Below are 21,931 nucleotides of genomic sequence, written 5' to 3'. Positions count from 1 at the left end.
GGGGGGCGGGCGCACGCCACACGCCCGGCTCGGGGTTCGGGCAGTTCGCGCTGGGCAGGCTGCCCACCATGGCCGAGAGTTCCTTCTTCAGCGCCTGGAGGCGCTTCATCTCCTGGTCGATCTCCTCCATGCGCTCGCGCAGCAGCACGGCGGCGTCACCGCACGGGCACGTGCCCGTGTCGCGGATCGACAGCAGGTCGTTGATCTCGCGCAGGCGCAGCCCCAGCCGCTGCGCGCCCTGGATGAACCGCAGCCGGTCCACGGCGTCCTCGCCGTACCGCCGGTACCCGGCCCGGCTGCGCGGAGGTTTCGGCAGCAGGCCGACCCGTTCGTAATACCGAATGCTGTCGCTCGGAACCCCGGTGCGCTTCGACAAGCCCGCGACCGTCATTTGCCCAGATTCCATGCCCCCTATCCTACTCCGCCGCACCCGCGCGGACGACGGAACGGCCGGGCCGACCGGCGGTTTCCCATTGTTCGAAACCACCCCGGACCGGTTCCGGAATTCCGACCGAACGGTGGCGGCGCATTGTCGGCGCGCATTGACGTGGCGTGATCGCGGCGAATGCGCGAACTCGCACCCCTTTTCGGAGCATGACGCGGATCACGTGTGACCTTCCGGGCACTGAGCGTGTCCGGACATCACGTGGGGTCACCTATCATGGCCCCATGCCCATCAAGTCCGTGGTCCTGTTCGCGCTGGCCGCGCTCGCCGAGATCGGCGGCACGTGGCTGATCTGGCAGGGTCTGCGGGAGCACCGCGGCCTGCTGTGGCTGGCGGCCGGCGTGGTCGTGCTCGGCTTCTACGGTTTCGTGGCCGCGCTCCAGCCGGACGCGAACTTCGGCCGGGTGCTGGCGGCGTACGGCGGCGTGTTCATCCTCGGCGCGCTGATCTGGGGCGTGGTGGTCGACAAGTTCCGCCCGGACCGCTGGGACCTGATCGGGGTCGGCATCTGCCTGGTCGGCGTCGCGGTGATCATGTACGGGCCCGACCGGTCGGCGACGCGCGCCCAGGGGGCGGGAACGCCGCCGACGGTCGAAACCCTCGCGGACACCTGCTGCCGTTAGAGCCGGACGACCTCCAGGTCGTCGGAGCCCGGCACGTCCTCCTCCCGCACGACGGCCCTCAGCGCGATCTGCCGGCACAGGTCCCGGACGATGTCGCGGACGGTGCTGCCGTCGAACAGCGCCTCGCCGGGCAGGGCGACGGACAGCCCGGTGAGCAGCCGGTCCCGCAGCCGCACCGCCATGAGGGAGTCCAGGCCGAGGTTGGCCAGCCGGGTGTCCGGGAACCGCCCGCGCAGCTCCTCCCGGTCGACGGCGCTCAGGCCGAGCAGCAACGACGTCTCCCGGAGCAGGAGCGCGGTCACCTCGGCCTCCGCGCCCTCCGGGTCGGTGAGCACCAGCTCGCTCACGTCCGGGGCCGCGGCCGGGGTGGGCGCGGCGGTGGCGGTCGCGGCGAGGTCGGCCAGCAGCGTCCGCTTCGCCGCGCCGCCGTTGACCGCGACGTAGCGGTCCCAGTCGACCTTGGCCAGGCCGAGCCGGGTGTGGTCGCCGGTGAGGACGGCCGACAGCGCCGCCGCGCCTTCGTCGTCGCCGATGCCGTGCAGGCCGCCCAGCCGCAGCGCGTCGGCCAGCCCTTCGCGGGCGGCGGCGAGGCCGCCGTCGGACCACGGTCCCCAGTTGACGCTCGTGGCGGGGAGCCCCTGCGCCCGCCGCGCGTCCGCCAGCGCGTCCAGGAACGCATTGGCCAGGACGTAGTTCGCCTGCCCGGCGGAGCCGACGAGCGAGGCGAACGAGGAGAACAGGACGAACAGGTCGAGCGGCTCGTCGCGGGTGAGGCGGTGCAGGTGCCACGCGCCACGCGCCTTGGCGGCCAGCACGTGCTCGTACCGCGCCCAGTCGAGGTCGGTGAACGGGCCGTCGTCGGTGACGCCGGCGGCGTGGACGACACCGCGCAGCGGGGGCATGTCGGCGGCGATCTTCGCCAGGGCGTCGCGCAGGCCGCGCTCGTCGCCGACGTCCGCGCCGAGCAGCACGACCTCCGCCCGTTCGCGGAGTTCGAGCACCCAGTCCGGGTCCGTCGCGGGCCGGTTCCGGCCGAGCAGCGCGACGTGCCGCGCGCCGTGCTCGACCAGGTGGCGGGCGGTGACGCGCCCGAGCGCGCCCCAGCCGCCGGTGACGAGGAACGTGCCGTCCGCGCGGAGGAAGGGCTTCTCACCGGAGGGCTCCGCGGCCCGCAACCGCGCCTGGCGCCACTCGCCGTCGTGCGCCGCGAGCCTGCCGGACCCGCCCAGCCCGACGACGCGGGCGAGCACGTCGGCGGGGTGGGCCGTCCCGTCGTGGTCGACGTGCACGACCGGCAGGTCGGGGTACTCGGCGGTGAGGGCGGCGGCCACCCCGGCGAGCGCCGCGCCGGCCAGGCCCGACCCCGCCGCACGCCGGGCGCACAGCGCGATCGTCACGCGCCGGCCGGCCAGGTCCGCCAAGAGCCGGCGCAGCGGCAGCACCACGTCGCGCGCGGCCTCCTCGAACCCGGCCAGGTCGTCACCGGCCGCTTCCGTGCCGACGACGACGATCCCGGCCAGGTCGTCCGCCGGCTCCTGACCGCGGTACCCGGTCGTCCGGATCCCCTTGTCCCACAGGCGTTCCCGCCATTCGCGCGTGACGTCCTCGGCCCCGACCAGCAGCCACTCGCCGCCGACGGCGGGCACCGCCGGCGCGTCCGCCCGCACCCAGTCCACCGCGTACCGCAGCAGGGGCGGTTCGGCCGCGGGCAGGGGTCGCAGCGTCACCCCGTGCAGCTCCGCGAGGACGACACCCCCGGCATCGGTCAGCCGCACGTCCACGACGTGCTCGCCACCGTCCCGCGTCCCGCGCGACCGGACGTGCGACCACAGGTCGCCGGGCGCCGTCCCGCGCACCACGACCCGCTCCACCGCCACCGGCACGAGCGGCCCGGACAGCTCCGGCACCACCGCGGCGGCCACGTGCAGGCACGCGTCGAGCACCACGGGGTGCAGCGTGTACCAGGCGTCCTCGGCGGATCGAGCCTCGACGGCGATCCGGCCGACCGCCTCGCCCCGCCCGGCCCACAACTCCCGCACGCCGCGGAACGCGGGCCCGTACACCATGCCGGCGCGGGCGAACCGCGCGTACAGGGCCTCGACGTCCTGCGGCCGCAACCCGGCGACCGCCTCCGCCGCCGGCCGCCCGGGTTCGGGCTCCGGCGCACCGCGCCGCACGGCGGCGGCCTGCGCCCGGCGGGTCCACCGGTCGCCGTCGCCGTCCCGGGCGAAGCAGTCCACCGCTCCCCCGGCCGGGTCCACGACCGCCTGCACCGCCGTAGTCCGACCGGCCGCGAGCGCCAGTGCGCTGGTGAACCGGACGTCGTCCAGCGTCAGGACGTCCCCGCCGAACACCGCCTTCGCCGCGGCCGTGATCCACTCGACCATCGCCGCGCCGGGCAGCAGCGCGACTCCCCCGATCTCGTGCTGCTCGGCGAACCACGGCCGCGTCGCGCCCAGCTCGGAGGCGAACCACTCGCTGGGCGCGCCGGCGATGTCGACCCGTTGCCCCAGCAGGGGGTGCGCCGGAACCCGGCGCGTCGGCGTGGCGCCGGGCGCGTACCAGTGGCGGTCCGCGCGCAGCGGGTGGCCCGGCAGCACGGCCGGGTCGACGGGGCCGTCGTCGGGGCGCGCGAGGTCGCCGCCGACGGCGTGCCACTGCGCCAGCGACAGCACCAGCCGCCGGTCGTCGCCGTCCTGCCGCCCACCGCTGGGCAGCCAGACGCCGTCGGGCACGGTGCGCGGCCCGAGCGGGGACAGCACCGGTTCGGGGCTCATCTCGGCGAAGTGCCGGACACCGAGCCGGGCGAGCGTCCGCAGCCCCTCGGCGAACCGGACGGGCCGGCGCAGCTGGTTCACCCAGTGCGCCGCCGTCAGCCCGGAGGTGGGCAGCACATCGCCGGTGAGGGTGGACACGATCGGGATCCGGCCCTCGTGGTGGCGGACGTGCCGGGCCTGCTCCGCGAAGGTCTCGACCACCGGGTCCATCAGCGGCGAGTGGAACGCGCGGGTGACGTTGAGCCTGGTCACCTTGGCCCCGCGGGTGACCCAGCGGGCCGCGAACTCCTCGGTGGCGTCCTCGGGGCCGGACACCGTGACGTCCTCGGGCCCGTTGAACGCCGCGACGGCGACGGCGTCGTCCGCGAGTTCGCGCAGCAGCTCGTCGACGTGGGCGGTGCGGACCGCGTACATGGCGCCGGGCGGGGTCTGCTCCATGAGCCGGGCGCGCAGCAGCACGAGCCCGGTGGCGTCGTCCAGCGTGAGCACGCCGGAGATCACCGCGGCGGCGAACTCGCCGAGGCTGTGCCCGATGAGGTAGTCCGGCTGGACGCCGAACTCCTGCCACAGCCGGGCGATGGCGTACTGGGTGGCGAACATCGCGGGCTGCCCATAGCCGGTGCGGGTCAGGTCGACCAGGTCGCCCGGCTCGCCCGCGAGCACGGGCAGCAGGGAGGCGCCCAGCTCGGGCCGCACGAGCGCGTCCACCTCGGCCAGCGCCTCGCGGACGACCTCGTGGCGCCGGTGCAGTGGTCGGGCCATGCCGGCGCGCGCGAACCCCTGGCCGGGGAACAGCCAGGCCAGCGGTCCCGGTCCGGTGTCCGGCGCGGTGCCGGTCAGGACGAACGCCGACGGCGTGCCCGCCCGGTGCTCGCGCAGCGCCCCGGACGCCTCCGCCGCGGTGCGGGCGACGACGACGGCGCGGTGCGGGAAGCGGGTGCGGCGGTGGGCGGCGCGGCACAGGGCGGCGAAGTCGGCGTCGGGCCGGTCGAGCGCCTCGGCCACGGCGTCGGCGAGGTCGGCGAGGGCGCGTTCGCCCTTGGCCGAGACGGGCAGCATCCGCCACGTCTCCGCGTCGTCGTCCGCCCGGTGTGCGGTGCGCGGTGCTTGTCGGACGATCACGTGCGCGTTGGTGCCGCTGAACCCGAACGAGCTGACGGCGGCGGCCCGGGGGCGCGCGTCGTCGTGCCACGGCTGCGGCCGGGTGGGGATGGCGCAGCGCGTGCCGTCCAGCGAGATGTGCGGGTTGAGCCGGTCGAAGTGCAGGTTGGGCGGCACGAGGCCGCGCTCGACCGCCAGGACCGCCTTGATGAGCCCGGCGACGCCCGCCGCGGCCTCCAGGTGGCCGAGGTTGGTCTTGGCCGAGCCGACCCACAGCGGGTCCTCCGCGTCCGGCGCGCCGTAGACGGCCGCGATCCCGGCCAGCTCCACGGGGTCGCCGAGGCTCGTGCCCGTGCCGTGCGCCTCGACGTAGCCGACGTCGCCGGGGGCGAGGCCGGAGGCCGCGAGCGCGCGGCGCAGAACGGCCCGCTGCGCCAGGGCGTTGGGCGCGGTGAGGGTGTTGCTGCGGCCGTCCTGGTTGACCGCGGAGCCGACGACCAGCGCGTGCACCCGGTCCCGGTCGGCGTCGGCGTGCCGCTTGAGCACGACCACGCCGCAGCCCTCGCCGCGCACGTACCCGTCCGCCGCGGCGTCGAAGGTCCGGCACCGGCCGGTCGGCGACATCATCCCGGCCTGGGAGAACGCGACCACCAGGTCCGGGTCGAGCAGCAGGTTGACCCCGCCGACGATCGCGGTGTCGCACTCGCCCCGGCGCAGGCTCTCGCACGCCTGGTGCACGGCCACCAGCGACGACGAGCACGCGGTGTCGATCGAGGCGGCCGGGCCGGTGAGGTCGAGGAAGTACGACACGCGACCGGCCGCGACGCTGGGCGAGGTGCCCGTGCCGGTGTACGGGCCGGGTTCCACGTGGTCGCGGACCATGAGCCGGCCGTAGTCGGTGGTGCCGATGCCGACGAACACGCCCGTGTTCGTGCCCGCGAGGGCGTCGGCCGGGATGCCCGCGTCCTCCAGCGCCCGCCACGCGGTGGTCAGCAGCAGCCGCTGCTGCGGGTCCATCGCCGCGGCCTCCTCGGCGGAGATGCCGAAGAACCGCGCGTCGAACCCGGCGACGTCGGGCAGGAAGCCGCCCCACTTGGTGCTGCTGTGCCCGGGGGCCGGCGGGCCCTCGCGGTACCACGAGTCGGTCGGCCAGCGGTCGGGCGGCACCTCGGTCACCGCGTCGCGCCCCTCCACCAGCAGCGACCAGTAGTCGTCCACCGAGCCCGCGCCGGGGAACGCGCACGCCATGCCGATCACGGCGATCGGCTCGGCCGACGCCGCGGGCCGGGCCGGCGGCTCGACCGCGGGGGCGTCGCCGCCGGTGGTCAGCGCGACGGCCAGGCGGAGGATCGTCGGGTTGCCGTAGAGGGTCGCGGGGTCGACGGGCCGGCCCAGCCACGCGGCCAGGTCGCCGGTGAGGCCGAGCGCCTGGGCCGAGTCGAGCCCCAGGCCGCCGAACGTGGCGTCGACCGGGACCTCGGCGGGCGCGAGGCCCGTCCGGGCCGCCACGCGGGCGCGCAGCCACTCGACCACCGCGGCCGTGTCGCGCTCCCCGACCGGCTCGACGGGCTGCGCGGGGGTCACCGGGCCGGAGACGTACTCCACCTTGAGCGCGCCGCGCAGGTACTCCTGCTTGGTGAACTGCCGGCGCACCTTGCCGCTGGTGGTCACCGGCAGCGACGCGGGCCGGATGAACACGACGGTGTCGACGGCGACCTCGTGCTCCTCGGCGACGGCCCCGCGCACCCTGCGCGCGACCTCGGCGAGGTCGTGCTTGCCGCGTTCGGAGCGCTTCAGCTCCTGGACGACGACCAACCGCTCCTCGCCGTCCACGTCCACGGAGAACGCGACCCCGAGACCCCGGTTGAGCGCGGGGTGGGCGTCGGTCATCGTCAGCTCGATGTCCTGCGGGTGGTGGTTGCGCCCGCGGATGATGATCAGGTCCTTGCGACGGCTGGTGAGGTAGACCTCGCCGTCGATCACCGCGCCGAGGTCGCCGCTGCGCAGGTACGGCCCGGAGCCGTCGGCCAGGTGGGCCCGGAAGGTCTCGGCGGTGTCGTCCGGGCGGTCCCAGTAGCCGGCCGCGATCGTGCGGCCGCGCAGCCACAGCTCGCCCTCCCGCCCCTCGGGCAGCGGTCGGCGGGTCTCCGGGTCCACCACGAGCACCTCGGTGTCGCCGAGCGCGGGACCGTTGCTGAGCAGACGTTGGCGGCGCGGACCGGGGGTGCCCGGCGGCACGACGTCGACCCGGCCGTGCCCGAAGCCCTCGACGTCCACCTCGATCACCCTGGCTCCGTCGCGGGGCGGGTGCGTGGCGACGGCGAGCGTCGACTCGGCCATGCCGTAGGCCGTGCGGAACACGTCGCGGCGGAACCCGCAGGAGGCGAACGCCTCGGCGAACCGCTCCAGCGTGTCGGCGCGGATCGGCTCGGCGCCCATCGCCAGCACCCGCCAGCCGCTCAGGTCCAGGGTCGCCTTCTCCTCCTCGGTGATGCGCTCGCAGCACAGGTCCAGCGGGAAGTTGGGGCTGAACGACACCGTGGCGCGGTACCGGCTGATGGCGGCGAGCCAGCGCAGGGGCCGCTGCACGAACACCGGCGGCGGGATCATCACGGTGGTCGCGCCCAGCAGCAGCGGCATGAACAGCCCGGCGATCAGGCCGAAGTCGTGGAACAGCGGCAGCCAGGTGACCACGACGTCCCGGGCGTCCATGCCGAGGCCGGTGCTGAACAGCGCGGGCTGGTAGACGATGTTGTCGTGGGTGACCACCACGCCGCGGGGGCGGCTGGTGGACCCGGAGGTGTACTGGAGGTAGGCGACGTCGTCCGGGCCGGTCGCGGGCGGGCTCCACGCCGGCGCGTCGTGGCCCTCCAGGTCGTCGGCCTGCCACAGCGCGCACCCGTACTCCTCGGGCAGGTGCGCCATCGGCCCGTCGGTGGCGGCGACGATGGCCAGCGCGGGCCGGCAGTCCTGCACCACGTGGTCGACGCGCTCGCGGTGGCTGCTCTTGGTGGGCGGGTTGAGCGGCACGGGCACCGCGCCCGCGTAGAGGCACGCCAGGACGCTGAGCACGTACTCGACGCCGGTCGGCAGCAGGATGATCACGCGTTCCCCGGCCAGGCCCGCGTGCCGCATGCGGGCGGCGAGGGCGCGCACGCGGGCGTCGAGCTGGGCGTAGGTGAGCCGGTCGTGCTCCGTCTCGCCGTCGGCCAGCACGACGAGGGCGGTCTTGTCGGCCCGTTCCTCGGCGTGCGCGCGCAGCACGTCCACGAACAGGGGGAAGTCGCGGGTCACGATCGTGCCTCCAGCACTGGTTCGAGGTGGTCGCGCACCGCGTCCGCGACGGGGGTGACGTGCCGGTCGGTGAGCAGCGTGTAGTGGGTGCCGGGCAGGACGACCCCGGTCGCCGAGCCCGTGGTGAGGGTGCGCCAGCCCCAGTCGGCGTCCGCCGCGTGCGGGTGGTCGGCGAACTCGCTGACCACGCCGTCGGCGGCGCGCACCACCAGCACGTCGGCACCGATGACGGTCGGCTTGTGGCGGCGGCACGCGCGCACGACGCCGGTGAACACCGCGTAGGTGTGCCGCAGGTGCGCCTCGTCCACGGCGACCGCGCGGCCGGTGCGGCGTTCGAGCAGGGCCAGGCCGGCGCTGAGGCGGTCGGGCCCGGCGACGGCCGACAGCTCGGCGCGTTCGTCCGCCGTCGCGTCGTCCGCGCGGAACCCCAGGTCGAGGTCTTCGAGGAACCACAGCAGCATCGACACGGGATCGACCTCGGGCGCGGGGGCCGGGGCGGGCGAGTCGAACACGAACAGGCGGGACACCCGTTCGCCCTCCAGCTCCAGCTTGTGCGCGACGTGGGCGGCGATGACCGCGCCGGACGACCAGCCGCCGAGCACGTACGGGCCGTGCGGCTGGGCGCGGCGGATCTCCGCGACGTAGCGGACGGCGAAGTCCTCCACGTCGGCGGGCACGTCCTGGTCCGAGTCGGGGCCGGGCGCCTGCAGGGCGTGCCAGTCGGCGTCGACCAGCTCGGCCAGCCCCCGGTAGGCGAGCACGCTGCCGCCCGCCGGGTGGACCAGGAACACCCGGGGCGCGCCGGGGTTCTCGCGCAGCGGCACCAGCGCCGACCACGTCCGCTCCCGGTCGAGCTGCTCGCACAGCGCGGCCACGGTGCGGCCGGACAGCAGCGCGCCCAGCGACAGCCGCTTGCCGAGCTGCCGGGAGATCCGGCTGATGACGCGGAGCCCGGCGAAGGACTGGCCGCCGAGGTCGAAGAAGTCGTCGAACACCCCGACGCGCGGCACCTCCAGCACCTCCGCCCAGATCGCGGCGACCTCGGCTTCGAGGTCGGTGCGCGGCGGCACGTGCTCCCGGGCGGGTGCGGCGTCGGCGGGGGCCAGCGCGTCGAGCGCGCGGCGGTCGACCTTGCCGTTGGAGGTCAGCGGCAGCCGGTCCAGCACGGTCACGCTCGCGGGCACCATGTAGTTGGGCAGGCGTTCGGCGAGGAAGTCGCGCAGGTCCGGCCCGTCCGCGCCGGACGCGGCGGCGAAGCCGACGAGCCGGCGGCCGGCGGGACCGTCCTGGACGGTGACCAGGGCGCGGTCCACGGCCGGGTGCTGGGCCAGCACGTGCTCGATCTCGCCCAGTTCCACCCGGAAGCCCTGGATCTTGACCTGGAAGTCCGCCCGGCCCAGGAACTCGATCGTCCCGTCCGGCAGGTACCGGCCCAGGTCACCGGTGCGGTAGAGCCGTTCGCCGGTCCGGGGGTGGGTGGTGAAGGACGCGGTGGTGCGTTCCGGGTCGCCGAAGTAGCCCACGGCCAACCCGACCCCGCCGATGTGCAGGTGGCCGGGCACCCAGGTCGGCGCGTCCCCGCCGGTCTCGTCCAGCACGTGCCACGTCTGCCCGCCCAGCGGACGCCCGTACGGGATGCTCGTCCACGCCGGGTCCACCACGTCGACCGGGTGGTAGATCGACCAGATCGACGCCTCGGTCGCTCCGCCCAGGCTGATCACCCGGGCGTGGGGGGCGACGCGCCGGATCCGGTCGGGCAGGTCCACGGGGATCCAGTCCCCGCTGAGCAGCACCAGCCGCAGCGACGGCAGGTCCAGCCCGGTCGCCTCGGCCTCCTCGACCGCCAGCTGCATCAACGCCGGCACCGAGTTCCACACCGTCACGCCGGCCGACCGGATCGTGGACACCCAGGCGCGGGGGTCGTGGGACTCGGCCGGGCCGGGCAGGACCAGGGTCGCGCCGGCCGCGGTGGTGCCGAACAGGTCGTAGACCGACAGGTCGAAGCACAACGACGAGATGCCGAACACCACGTCGTCCGCGCCGACACCGAACCGCCCGTTGACGTCGAGCACGGTGTTGAGCGGCCCCCGGTGGTCCAGCGCCGCGCCCTTCGGCGTCCCCGTCGACCCCGACGTGTAGATGACGTACGCGGGGTCACGCGGGGAACGCCGGGCGACGGCGCGGGGCGGCTGCCCGACCCCGGCCCCGACCACGTGCACGGTCACGTCGCCCAGGCCCGCGACCCGGTCGCGCAACGCCTCCACCGTCACGGCGTGCCGGGCCCCGGTCGCCTTCAGCAGGTGCGCGATCCGGTCCGCCGGCCACTCCGGGTCCACCGGCACGTACGCGCACCCGACCGCCAACACCCCGTGCACGGCGACCGACTGCTCCCACCCCTTCGGCAACACCACCGGCACCAGCTCACCGGGGCTCGCGCCCGCGTCGACCAGGGAGGCCGCGACGTGCGCGCTGCGCCCGTGCAGCTCGCCGTAGGTCAGCGCGGTCGTCGGGGTGCGCACGGCGATCCGGTCGGCGGCGTCGGCGGCGCGGTGCGCGAGCGCGTCGTGCAGCAGGCCGTCGGGCACGTCGTGCGGCAGCGCGTTGAGCGCCCGGCGGGCCGCCAGGTCGGCGTCGGGGACGAGGTCGAACCCGGTGCGCTGCCACCAGGAGTCGTCGTGCGCGAGGCCGACCACGAGCCGGTGGAACGCGTCGAGCATCGCGTCGACCACGCCGTCGGGGAACATCGACTCGATGACGTCCCAGGCGATCCACATCGTGCCGTCGTCCTGCTCCCAGAACTGGCAGTCCAGCAGCACCTGCGGTGTTTCCAGGGTCGAGTAGGTCGGCCGGTCGAACTTGCCCATGAACAGGCCGCTGCTGATCACGAAGGGGCACGCGGCCCGGCCGGGCGTGCGGCGGTGCCGGTTGAGGGCCTGGAGCACCTTCACCCCGCTCCAGTGGGTGTGCTGCATGTCCTGCAACACGCGGGCGCGCAGCCGCCGGGCCTTGGCCTCGAAGGTGTCGTCGCCGCGCCAGTCGACCTCCAGCGGGTACAGCGAGGCGAAGTTGCCCATCACCTCGCCGATCTGCGGGTGCAGCGGCAGCCGGTGGGTCACCATGTTGTTGAGCAGGAAGTGCCTCGACCCGCTCCACGCGGCGACGACCTCGGCGTACGCCGCGTACATGACGTTGCTGTCGGTCAGCCCGTGGGCGCGGGCGCGCTGCTTGAGGGCGGTCCACTCGGCGGCGGACAGCACGAGTTCGCGGCGGTTCAGCTCCGAGCGGCCGCGGGCCTGCGCGCCGGCCGCCAGCGGGATCGCCGGCGCGTCCGGCCACTCGGGGATGCGGTCGCGCCAGTACTGCTCGGACTCCCGGCCGAGCGGCGACGCCTCGATGTCGGCCAGCGTGACGACGCAGTCGCGGAAGCTGACCTCCAGGTCGGGCAGCACGCGGTCCGGGTCGCGGTAGAGGCCGAAGACGTTGTCCAGGAAACGGCTGGTGCCCATGCCGTCGCTGAAGAAATTGTTGTTGTTGTAGTGGATGCGGGCGTCTCGCTCGCCGTGCAGGCTGATCTGGATGTCCAGCCACGGCCACCGGTCGAGGGGCAGCTGGCGGCGGCGGACGCCTTCGCGGATCCGCAGCAGTTCGCGCTCGACCTGCTCGGCGGGCAGGCCGCGGAAGTCGTGGACCACGGGCGACAGCGGCGTGAACTCCGGGACACGGCGCAGCCGCATGTCCTCCGTCACGACCACCAGGTTGTCCCGCTGGCGCAGCAGGTTCCGGTTCACCGCCGCGAAGAACCGCTCCACGTCCAGGTCGACCAGGTCGAACTCCATGTACTGGTGCGGCCGGACGTGGTACTCCAGCCCTTCCGCCGACCCGACCAGGAACGACGTCTGCAGGTCCGACAACGGGAACGGCTCGTCGGCCGCCGCCGGGTCCGGCACGACCCGCGGCAGCGCGTGCGCGGCGCGCGGCGCGCCCGACAGCCAGTGGATGATCGCCGGCTTGGCCGCGACGATGCGGTCGCGCAGCTCGGCCGACAGCGCGCCGCGCGGCGCGCTGACCTCGAGCTGGTCGTGGCCGACGAGCCGGACCTTGATCTCCGTGCGTGCCAGCTCGCCGAGGATGGGCGGCATGGGATCGGTGGTGGTCATGGTGTCCCCTCGTGGTCCGGGTACGCGTCGAGGCCGTCGCGGGACGGTTTGGTGCGGTGGGGTCAGGTCCCTTCGCCGCGCGGCGGCAGGGCCCTGATCACCTCGGGGTCGGCGGAGACCTTGCCGACCCTGGCAGCGCCACCCGGGGAGCCCAGCTCGGCGAAGAAGTCGGCGTTGGCCTTGGTGTAGTGGGCCCACTGCTCGGGCACGTCGTCCTCGTAGTAGATGGCCTCCACCGGGCACACCGGCTCGCACGCGCCGCAGTCCACGCACTCGTCGGGGTGGATGTAGAGCATGCGGTCGCCTTCGTAGATGCAGTCGACGGGGCATTCCTCGATGCAGGCCTTGTCCATCACGTCGACACAGGGCTCAGCGATCACGTAAGTCACCGATCTCCTCCTCTCGCGGTGGCAGCGGTAGTCTCGAAGTTGAACTCGGCTTCAAGTCAAGCTCCGGGAACGGGGCTTGACCTTGGAGTGCGGTCCAACCTTTACCGTCGGTTCCGCTAGGTGGTCTTCCCTAGGTGAACAGGCGGGTGACCTGCAGTGACCACACAACCCCTGACCAACCGGGTCAACGCCCCGGACGAGGCCGACCTGGAAACACGCCGCTACCGCGTCCTCGCCGGCTGCGTCGAGTGCGCCAGCGACCTCACCCCACTACGCCGGGTCGAGGGTGTCCGCGACGTCCGCATGCTCTCCGCCTCCGGCGTGCTCGCCATCCAGGCCCCCAAAGCCCTCAGCGACACCGTGCTGCTGCGCACCGCCGCCGCCTCCGGCCTGACGCTGGAACCGGAGAAGCCCGCGGTCGTGGACGAGACACCGGCGAAGAAGACCCGCTGGTGGCTGCGACCGGAAATGATCATGCTCGCCATCGCCGCCCTCTTCATGGTCGGCGCCGACATCGTCACCCGACGCTCCCCCGACGCACCCCTGGCCGACATCCTCGCCATCGTCTCCATCGGCTTCGGCATCGTCCACCCCGGCCGCAACGCCCTCACCATGCTGCGCAACAAGCGGTTCACCATCAACGTGCTGCTCGTCGTGGCGGTCATCGGCGCCATCCCCCTGGGCAGGTTCGTCGAGGCCGCCTGCGTCGTGGTCATCTTCTCCCTCGGCATCATCCTGGAGACCTTCGTCGCCGACCGCGCCCGCAAATCCATCCAGAAACTCATGGACCTCGCCCCCCGACGCGCCGAACGGTTCACCCTCGGCGGCGCGGTGCAGACCGTACCCGTGGAGGAACTGGAGGTCGGAGACCTGGTGCTGGTGCGGCCCGGCGCACGGCTGCCCACCGACGGCGAGGTCACCCAGGGCGCGTCCTGGGTCGACACCTCCGCCATCACCGGCGAGTCCATGCCCGTCGAGGTCGTCCCCGGCGAAACCGTCTACGGCGGCACCCTCAACGGCGACGGCGCACTCCGCGTCAAGGTCACCAAGCGCTACCAGGACACCGTCCTCGCCCGCGTCATCCGCGAAGTCGAAGAAGCCCAACAAAACCGCGGCCGCGCCCAGCGCTTCGCCGACAGGTTCGGAGCCATCTACACCCCCGCCATGATCGGCGTCGCGGTGCTGATGGTCGTCCTCGGTCCGCTGGTGTTCGGGCTGTCGTTCACCGACGCCTTCTACCGCGCCCTCGTGGTCCTGATCGTGTCGTGCTCGTGCGCGCTGGTGCTGTCCGTGCCGGTCAGCGTCGTCTCCGCCGTGGCGCGAGCGGCACGCGACGGCGTCCTGATCAAGGGCGGGGCCTATCTGGAGGAGTTGGGTCGGCTCAAGGCGGTGGCGTTCGACAAGACCGGCACCCTCACCCTCGGCCGCCCCGCCCTGGTCGCCGTGCACACCCTGGACGGGGACGGCGACGAGGAACTGCTGCGCCTGGCCGCCGCCGTCGAGGCCGCCGCCACCCACCCCATCGCCGAAGCCGTCGTCCACGCCGCCCGCGACCGGGGCGTGGAGGTCCGGCCCGCGGACAACGTGACCATCCAACCCGGCACCGGGGCCGAAGCCGTCGTCGACGGCCGCCGCATCACCGTCGGCCGCGTCGGCGACTACGGCAACGACCCCTCCGCCGCCACCGCCCTGGCATCGATCGAACAAGCCGGCGCGACCCCCGTCGCCGTCACCGCGGACGGCACGCTGATCGGCCTGCTCGGCGTCGCCGACGAACTACGACCCGAAGCCAAGGCGGCGGTGGCCGAGCTGCGGTCGCTCGGCGTCACCCACACCACCATGCTCACCGGCGACCGGGAACGGGTCGCGCGGTCGATCGCCGACCAGCTCGGCATCGACAGCGTCCACGCCCAACTCATGCCCGCCGACAAGAGCGCCGCCATCACCACACTGCGCCAACGCCACGGCACCGTCGCCATGGTCGGCGACGGCGTCAACGACGCCCCCGCCCTCGCCACCTCCAACGTCGCCGTCGTCATGGGAGCCGCCGGCACCGACGTCGCCATGGAAACCGCCGACGTCGCCCTCATGTCCGACGACCTCTCCAAACTCCCCTACACCGTCCGACTCGCACGCCGGGCCAACCGCATCATCGCCCAGAACGTCGCCGTGTCCCTGATCGTCATCGCCGCCCTCGTGATCGCCGCGTTGATCGGCGCGTTCAACCTCACCCAGGGCGTGCTCGCCAACGAAGCCTTCGCCCTCGTCATCATCGCCAACGGCCTACGCCTCCTGCGCGGCGGGAAGAACACCAACCACACCACCACCGTCACCCCGCCCCGAAAGGCCACCGTGACCCACCCCGCCACCCTCCCCCGACCCGCCTTCGAACTCCCCATGGCCCAAGCCCTCACCCCCAACGGCGGCGGCTGCGGCGACGACTGCGGCTGCGGCACCAAGGCCGAAACCCCCGCCGCACCGAAGATCATCCCCCTCACCCCACCCCAAGCCACCACCGGCGGCTGCGGCGACAACTGCGGCTGCGGCACCTCCGACAAGGCGGTCGAACAGGTCAAGTTCGGGCAGCGCGGCGGCGACTGACCGAGGCACGCACCCGACCGCCCCTGGCGGCGGTGTCACCGGGCTCCCCCCTCCCGGTGGCACCGCCGCCGTCCCACGACCCCGACGATGGAGGAAGAATGCCCAAGCTCGACCCGTTCGCAGGCCCGGGTTTCGCCGCGATGAGCGCGCTGTCCAAGGCCATCGACGACGACGCCGACCTGCCGCTCGGCCTCATCGAACTGATCAAGCTCCGCTGCTCGCAGATCAACGGGTGCACCTACTGCGTGCGCATGCACACCGAGAAGGCCCTGCAGGCGGGCGAGACCGCGGAACGCGTCGACAACGTGGGGCAGTGGCAGCAGCACGCCGCGTTCACCGAGCGCGAGCGCCGCGTCTTCGCGCTGGCCGAGTCGGTCACGCACGTCGCCGACACCCATGTGGACGAAGACGTCCTCGACGCCGCCATCGCCGAACTCGGCGCGCCGGTGACGCAGCAGGTCGTGTGGCTGGTCGCCGTGGTCAACGCCTTCAACCGCCTGGCCATCACCGCCCGCATCGACTGACCGGGCGTGCGCCGGACCGCCGGGGCGGGGGGGCGCGCGGAGAACAAGGCGGCCGCGGCGCCCGCGGGGGCGGCGCCCGCGGTCGGCTCCGGCTGGCTCGTGGCGACGTCGCACGGGCTGTGGCTGCCGGACGACCCGCGGCCGCGCCGCGTCGGGTGGCACCTGGTCAGCAAGGCCACGTGGAGCGGGAACGCGCTGGCGGTGGTCGAGGCGGTCGAGGACGGCACGGCGGGTGACGCCGTGGTGCTGCGCGACCTGCCGGCCCGGCGGTTCCCGCTGGAGTCGCCGGGCAAGGTGCCCCAGGTCGTGCACGAGCGCGTGACCGGGTCGATCAAGACGCGCGAGCACAACGCGACGGTGGGCGCGTGGTTCGTGCAGCGGAAGGTCGCGGGGCGGGACGGCGTGGTGCTCCAGGTGCGGCCGGACCCGGGTGTCGACGTGGAGCGTGTCCGCGAGGTCGCCGCCTCGGTCGCGGCGAAGATCGCCCGCTTGCGCGACTGAACCGGCCGGGTTCGCAGTACGCGCGTACTGTAGCAGTACGTCCGTACTGTGAAACGGGGTGTGCGCATGTGGGATCCGGGCAAGTACCTGGCGTTCGCCGACCACCGGTCGCGTCCGTTCCACGAGTTGGTGGCCCGGGTCGGGGCCGTGTCGCCGCGGCGGGTGGTGGACCTGGGCTGCGGTCCCGGCAACCTGACCGAGACGCTCGGCGCGCGGTGGCCTGCGGCGGTCGTGGAGGCGTTGGACTCGTCGCCGGAGATGGTCGCCGCCGCACGGGCGCGCGGGGTCGACGCCCGGGTCGCCGACGTGGCCGCGTGGGAGCCCGCGCCGGACACCGACGTGGTGGTGACCAACGCGGTCTTGCAGTGGGTGCCGGGGCACGAGGACCTGTTGCGGAAGTGGGTGCGGGCGCTGCCGCCCGGCGCGTGGCTCGCGATGCAGGTGCCGGGCAACTTCTCCGGGCCGTCGCACGAGTTGGTGCGGTCCCTGGTCGACTCGTCGTGGCCGGGGTTGCGCGGCCTGCTGCGCCCGTCGCCGGTGCTGGACCCGCAGGGGTACGCGGAGGTGCTGGACGGCTGTGCGGTGGACGCGTGGGAGACGACGTACCTCCAGCGGCTGGAGGGGGAGGACGCCGTGCTGGAGTGGATCACGGGGACGGCGTTGCGGCCCATCCGGGCGGCGTTGGACGACGAGAGGTGGGCGGCGTTCCGAGGGCGGTTGGCGCCGCTGCTGCGCGAGGCGTACCCGCGGCGGGCGGACGGCACGACGTGGTTCCCGTTCCGCCGGGTGTTCGCCGTGGCGCGGGTGCCGTGACACGCGCCGGGGCCGCCCCCTGGTGGAGGGCGGCCCCGGCGGCGCGCGGTCTCTTGGCGCGGTCTCTTGGCGCGGTCGGTTGGCGCGGTCAGTTGGCGCGCGGGATGACCGGGTCGCGCCGGTGGCCGTTGGCGTTGGCGTTCGACTGGTGGCGGCCGAAGCCGGTCTTCTCGCCCACCTTGGCGCGCACGATGCCCGCCGCGCCCTGGACGGCCGGGTGGTCGGCCAGGGCGCGGTAGGCCCGCACGATCTGGTCGTAGCGCTGCCGTCCGGCGCGCGCGCCCAGGACGTAGCCGATGGCGGCGCCGAGCAGGATGCCCTTCATGGGGTGGTCCTTCCCTCCTGGATCGTGCCTGGTCACACCCCTTCCTACCGGAGGGGAGGGGGGTGTGCGCGAGCACTGTTCGGGATGCGCTAGAGTTACGTCCTGTCGGGCCGGGAGGCCCGGCCTACAACAGAACATTCCCCCTTAGCTCAATGGCAGAGCATTCGACTGTTAATCGAAGGGTTACTGGTTCGAATCCAGTAGGGGGAGCGCGATGGCACCCCAGGTCCGCGGACCTGGGGTTTCTTCGTCTCATGGGGTGCGGGTACCCGCGAGTCACCCGTTTGTCACACGTTCGGGGCCGGATCTTTCGGGCAGGCTGGGCCACATGGCCGACCGCTTCGCCAACCGCCGCCGGATCACCTCGCTGGACCCCGAGCGCGACCACGTGGAGATCATGCGCATCTCGTCGGGCTACGAGTTCCCGTGGGACTACGTCCGCGCGCTGGAGTTCGCCCTGTTCCGGACTTACTGCGTGCCGTCGATCTCGGGCCTGCTGGCGCGCACGGGCGAGTTCGAGCGCCGGCCGCAGCAGCGGTACGACGACACGGCGCTGCTGATGGCGGAGCTGATCGACCACGGCTACGACTCGCCGCGCGGCCGGGAGGCGCTGCGCGTGGTGAACCGGCTGCACGGGCGGTACGACATCGCCAACGACGACATGCGGTACGTGCTGTCGACGTTCATCTTCGACCCGATCGAGTGGATCACCCGGTACGGCTGGCGGCCGTTGACCGACCACGAGCGGCTCGGCGCGTTCCACTTCTACTCGGCCGTCGGCGCGCGGATGGGCATCAAGGCGATCCCGACCACGTACGAGTCGTACCTGGAGTTCAAGCGCGAGTACGAGGACCGGCACTTCACCTACAGCGACACCAACCGCGCCATCGGCCGGCACACCCTGGACCTGTTCTGCTCCTGGTACCCCGCGCCGCGCGCGATGACGTCCCGGGCGGTGCTGGCCATGCTGGACGACCGGATGCTGACCGCCTTCGGCTTCCCCGCCCAGCCGCGGTGGCTGGTGCGCGCGGCGGACGCGTCCCTGCGCCTGCGCGCCCACGCGGTCCGCCTCCTCCCACCCCGCCGCACCCCGCGCCTGACCAACGACCCGAAGAACCGCACCTACCCGGGCTACCCGACGGGCTACCGGCCGTCCGACCTCGGAGCCCCGTAGTCCGCCCGGCACAGCTTGGTCACGCCGCCCGGGTTGTCGAGACGGGGAGGAACCTCCCTCTGTACCCTCCGGAACCGCACGTCACCGGGGCGGTAGCTCAGCCGGTCAGAGCAGCGGACTCATAATCCGTCAGGTCGTGGGTTCGAACCCCACCCGCCCCACTCTTCGACCAGCGGGAACGTTGGGTCGGACGGTCGAGGTCGCCTGTCGGGCGGCTCGTCCGGGCGGTTGCGTGCACGCCCCGCGCGTCATCCGCGGTCCCCGGCCCCAGGAGGGCTCTTTCGCGCTATGACCGCTGGTAGCGGCGGTACTACGGTTGGTGCGCGGGGTGTCGTGTCGGAAACGTGACCTGGGAGCGCCCACTTTCCGGGCCCCGCGGTGTCCATACCTTCCGAGAGCCCATCCGCGCACGTCAGACCACGCACCACCGTCCAAAGCCCTCACCGGCCCGTGCCGCACCGACGGCCGGCGGGGGTGGCCACAGGAAGAAGGAGCCACCATGCGAGGGATCCCGCAGGCCAGGGGGACCGACGCCGCGCACCGCGGCCAGCGCTCGGCCGAGGAGCTGCTCCGGTTGGCCCGTGGTGGGGACGGGGAGGCGTTCCGGGGGCTCGTGGAGCCCTACCGGCGGGAGTTGCAGGTCCACTGCTACCGCATCCTCGGGTCCGTGCAGGACGCCGAGGACCTGCTGCAGGAGACGTTGCTGGCGGCGTGGCGGGGGATCGGCGCGTTCGAGGAGCGGGCCTCGGTGCGGACCTGGCTGTACCGGATCGCGACCAACCGCTGCCTCAACGCACTGCGGGCCGGCACACGTCGGCCGAACGACTATGCGACCTACCAACCGGAGGTCCCGTTGCCCGAGCCATCTCACCGCCGCGCGGAGCCGAGCTGGCTGGAGCCGTACCCGGACGCGTTGCTCGACGAGATCGCCGACGACCTGCCGGGGCCGGAGGCGCGGTACGAGGTCAGGGAGTCCGTGTCGCTCGCGTTCCTGGCCGCCCTGCAGCAGCTGCCGCCCCGGCAGCGCGCCGTGCTGGTGCTGCGGGACGTGCTGGGGTTCCGGGCCGCCGAGGTCGCGACGATCCTCGACACCAGCGAGAGCGCGGTCACCTCCGCGTTGAAGAGGGCCCGGGGCGCGTTGGCGCAGGAGCTGCCGGGACCGGACTGGGCGAGCGCGCCGCTGCCGAACTCGCCGCAGGAGCGCCGCGTCGTGGACGACTTCGCCCGTGCGTTCCAGGCGGGCGACGTCGACGCGATCGTGGACCTGCTGACCAACGACGCGCGGCTCACCATGCCGCCGATGCCGCTGGAGTACCAGGGGCTGGACGACATCCGGCACTTCCTGGCCACGGTGGCGCTGCGCGACGGGATGCGCCACGTGCTGATCCCGACGCGGGCCAACGGCCAGCCGGCGTTCGGCATCTACCTGCGCGACCCGCGAACGCCCATCCTGCACGCGCACGGCGTGCTGGTGCTGACCCTGACCGGCGACCGGATCACCGGCCTGACCCGGTTCCACGACAACTCGCTCCTGCAGATCTTCGGATTGCCGCGATCACTGCGCGCCTGATTTCCCGGCGCTGATCCGGAAACACGACCCCGGGAATCCCCGGGGTGTTCCACCGCGCCCGTCGGCGATCTCGACGGGTTACCCGGCGAGGTGGTGGTGTCGAGCCACGGCCCCCGCCTGCTCGAAAACCATGGGATGAACCGAAGGAGAACGGTGAGTACGGAAACGGGACGGATGTCGTCCAAGCAGGCGTGGACATTGGGGCTCGCCTCGCTGGCGTCGTTCATGATGGCCTTGGACAGCCTCGTCGTCACGACGACGCTGAGCACCATCCGCGCGGACCTGACCGCGTCGATCGAACAACTCGAATGGGTTGTCAACGCGTACAACCTGACGTTCGCGGTGTTGCTGCTGACCGGCGCCGCGCTGGGTGACCGGTTCGGCCGGCGGAAGATCTTCAACACCGGTCTGGCGCTGTTCACCGTCGCGTCGGTGGCGTGCGCGATCTCGCCGAACATCATCTTCCTGATCGTGTCCCGGGCCTTCCAGGGCGCGGGCGCGGCGATGGTGCTGCCGCTGTCGCTCACCCTCATCACCGCGGTCTTCCCGCCGCAGACTCGCGGCAAGGCGATGGGCCTCTACCTGGGCCTCACCGGTCTGGCGACGTTCAGCGGGCCGTTCATCGGCGGCGCGATCGCCCAGGGCCTGGCCTGGCAGTGGATCTTCTGGCTGAACCTGCCGATCGGCATCGTCGCGATCCTGCTCGCCTCCCGGAAGGTCGACGAGAGCACCGGCCCGAACAACAAGCTCGACCTGGGCGGACTCGCCCTGGTCACGCTCGGCGCGTTCGGCATCATCTGGGCGCTCGTGCGCGGCAACGCGGCGGGCTGGGGCAGCGCCGAGGTCGTCGCCTCGATCGTGCTCGGCGTGGTGCTGATGGTGGCGTTCGTGTTCTACGAGAAGCGCACGCCGCGGCCGATGGTGCCGATGGGCTTCTTCAAGCTGCGCGCGTTCTCCACCGCCAACCCGGCGAACTTCCTGGTGTTCGCCTCGCTGTACGGCACGATGTTCTTCCTCGCGCAGTACTTCCAGCTGGTCAAGGGCCACGGCCCGCTCGTGGCCGGCCTGATGCTGATGCCGTGGACCGGCACGCTGATGGTGTGCGCCCCGATCGCGGGCCGGCTGGTCGACAAGGTCGGCGAGCGCAAGTTCGTCGTCGGCGGCCTGTTCCTGCAGGCGATCAGCATGGCGTGGATCGCCGTCGCGATCGACACCGACACGTCCTACCTGGAGATCCTGCCCGCCCTGGTCATCGGCTCGGCGGGCATCACCGCGGCGATGCCCGCGGCGCAGAAGGCGGTCGTGACCGCGGTGCAGCCGCAGCAGATCGGCCAGGCGTCCGGCGTGTTCATGATGCTGCGCATGTTCGGCGGCGTGTTCGGCACCTCGGTGTCGGTCGCCGTGTTCGGCGCGGTCGGCGGTTACGCGACGTCCGAGGCGTTCGCCGACGGCTTCTCGGGGTCGATGACCGCGGTCGCCGTGCTCGCGTTCGTGGGCATGCTCATCGGTCTCGGCATGCCGGCCAGGCGCCCGGCCGCCGCGCCCGCGCCCCAGCCCGCCGCGCCCAGCCCCGTCGCCCAGGCGGAGAAGGCGTAACGCCCCCGGCATCCGGAAACGATCCCTAACAAATCCCGGGT

Annotated in this window: 12 protein-coding genes, 2 tRNA genes and 1 pseudogene; 10 read left to right on the top strand and 5 right to left on the bottom strand. The window is 73.3% G+C overall.

Features of this window, described 5'->3' with window-relative positions; genetic code table 11:
- The coding region (locus ACFXGA_RS31670; protein ID WP_378094280.1) for a heavy metal-responsive transcriptional regulator at window positions 1-406 on the bottom strand (406 nt) is incomplete at its 3' end.
- Between the two features lie 263 nt (window positions 407-669).
- Between ACFXGA_RS31670 and ACFXGA_RS31665 the strand changes: the two are divergent.
- Window positions 670-990, top strand: a pseudogene (locus ACFXGA_RS31665) (YnfA family protein); the annotation flags it as partial.
- A 74-nt stretch (window positions 991-1,064) separates the two neighbouring features.
- On the opposite strand, the gene ACFXGA_RS31660 reads toward ACFXGA_RS31665, so the two are convergent.
- The 3 genes from ACFXGA_RS31660 to fdxA all read right to left on the bottom strand — a co-directional run bounded on the left by ACFXGA_RS31660 (window position 1,065) and on the right by fdxA (window position 12,786).
- Window positions 1,065-8,240 carry a type I polyketide synthase gene (locus tag ACFXGA_RS31660; RefSeq protein ID WP_378094278.1) on the bottom strand — a complete coding sequence of 2,392 codons (7,176 nt, stop codon included), beginning with the start codon at window positions 8,238-8,240 and terminating at the stop codon, window positions 1,065-1,067.
- Window positions 8,237-12,397 carry an amino acid adenylation domain-containing protein gene (locus ACFXGA_RS31655; RefSeq protein ID WP_378094275.1) on the bottom strand — a complete coding sequence of 1,387 codons (4,161 nt, stop codon included), beginning with the start codon at window positions 12,395-12,397 and terminating at the stop codon, window positions 8,237-8,239. The genes ACFXGA_RS31660 and ACFXGA_RS31655 overlap by 4 nt, the downstream gene beginning before the upstream one ends.
- Before the next feature lie 62 nt (window positions 12,398-12,459).
- Complete coding sequence (fdxA, locus tag ACFXGA_RS31650; RefSeq protein WP_378094273.1) at window positions 12,460-12,786, bottom strand: ferredoxin; 327 nt, start codon at window positions 12,784-12,786, stop codon at window positions 12,460-12,462.
- 156 nt (window positions 12,787-12,942) lie between these two features.
- On the opposite strand from fdxA, the gene ACFXGA_RS31645 reads away from it, so the two are divergent.
- The 4 genes from ACFXGA_RS31645 (at window position 12,943) to ACFXGA_RS31630 (ending at window position 17,225) form a co-directional block, all read left to right on the top strand.
- Window positions 12,943-15,387 carry a heavy metal translocating P-type ATPase gene (locus ACFXGA_RS31645; protein WP_378094271.1) on the top strand — a complete coding sequence of 815 codons (2,445 nt, stop codon included), beginning with the start codon at window positions 12,943-12,945 and terminating at the stop codon, window positions 15,385-15,387.
- A gap of 98 nt (window positions 15,388-15,485) precedes the next feature.
- Window positions 15,486-15,911 (top strand): carboxymuconolactone decarboxylase family protein, encoded by a 426-nt coding sequence (locus ACFXGA_RS31640; protein ID WP_378094269.1) that lies wholly within the window; start codon window positions 15,486-15,488, stop codon window positions 15,909-15,911.
- A gap of 6 nt (window positions 15,912-15,917) precedes the next feature.
- A complete protein-coding gene (locus ACFXGA_RS31635) occupies window positions 15,918-16,412 on the top strand; it encodes a hypothetical protein (RefSeq protein ID WP_378094267.1) in 495 nt (164 codons plus the stop codon).
- Between the two features lie 66 nt (window positions 16,413-16,478).
- Entirely contained in the window at window positions 16,479-17,225 is a 747-nt protein-coding gene (locus ACFXGA_RS31630) for a trans-aconitate 2-methyltransferase (protein ID WP_378094265.1), read from the top strand.
- An 88-nt stretch (window positions 17,226-17,313) separates the two neighbouring features.
- On the opposite strand, the gene ACFXGA_RS31625 is transcribed toward ACFXGA_RS31630, so the two are convergent.
- Window positions 17,314-17,550, bottom strand: coding sequence for a hypothetical protein (locus ACFXGA_RS31625; protein WP_378094263.1), 237 nt, complete (start codon window positions 17,548-17,550; stop codon window positions 17,314-17,316).
- 138 nt (window positions 17,551-17,688) lie between these two features.
- Here ACFXGA_RS31625 and ACFXGA_RS31620 point away from each other — a divergent pair.
- The 5 genes from ACFXGA_RS31620 to ACFXGA_RS31600 all read left to right on the top strand — a co-directional run bounded on the left by ACFXGA_RS31620 (window position 17,689) and on the right by ACFXGA_RS31600 (window position 21,890).
- Window positions 17,689-17,760 (top strand) — tRNA-Asn (locus ACFXGA_RS31620).
- 118 nt (window positions 17,761-17,878) lie between these two features.
- The gene (locus tag ACFXGA_RS31615) at window positions 17,879-18,724 is read left to right on the top strand and encodes an oxygenase MpaB family protein (RefSeq protein WP_378094261.1); all 846 of its coding nucleotides are present in this window, start codon (window positions 17,879-17,881) and stop codon (window positions 18,722-18,724) included.
- Window positions 18,725-18,810: 86 nt separating this feature from the next.
- A tRNA-Ile gene (locus tag ACFXGA_RS31610) sits at window positions 18,811-18,885 on the top strand.
- 338 nt (window positions 18,886-19,223) lie between these two features.
- Complete coding sequence (locus tag ACFXGA_RS31605; protein WP_378094259.1) at window positions 19,224-20,294, top strand: sigma-70 family RNA polymerase sigma factor; 1,071 nt, start codon at window positions 19,224-19,226, stop codon at window positions 20,292-20,294.
- Window positions 20,295-20,447: 153 nt separating this feature from the next.
- Entirely contained in the window at window positions 20,448-21,890 is a 1,443-nt protein-coding gene (locus ACFXGA_RS31600) for an MFS transporter (RefSeq protein ID WP_378094257.1), read from the top strand.
- Window positions 21,891-21,931 lie beyond the last annotated feature (41 nt).

It is taken from the genome of Actinosynnema sp. NPDC059335 (genome assembly GCF_042752395.1).
Taxonomy (GTDB): domain Bacteria; phylum Actinomycetota; class Actinomycetes; order Mycobacteriales; family Pseudonocardiaceae; genus Actinosynnema.
The sequence above is the reverse complement of the archived record's forward strand: the minus strand, read 5'-3'. Positions and strand labels throughout refer to the sequence as shown.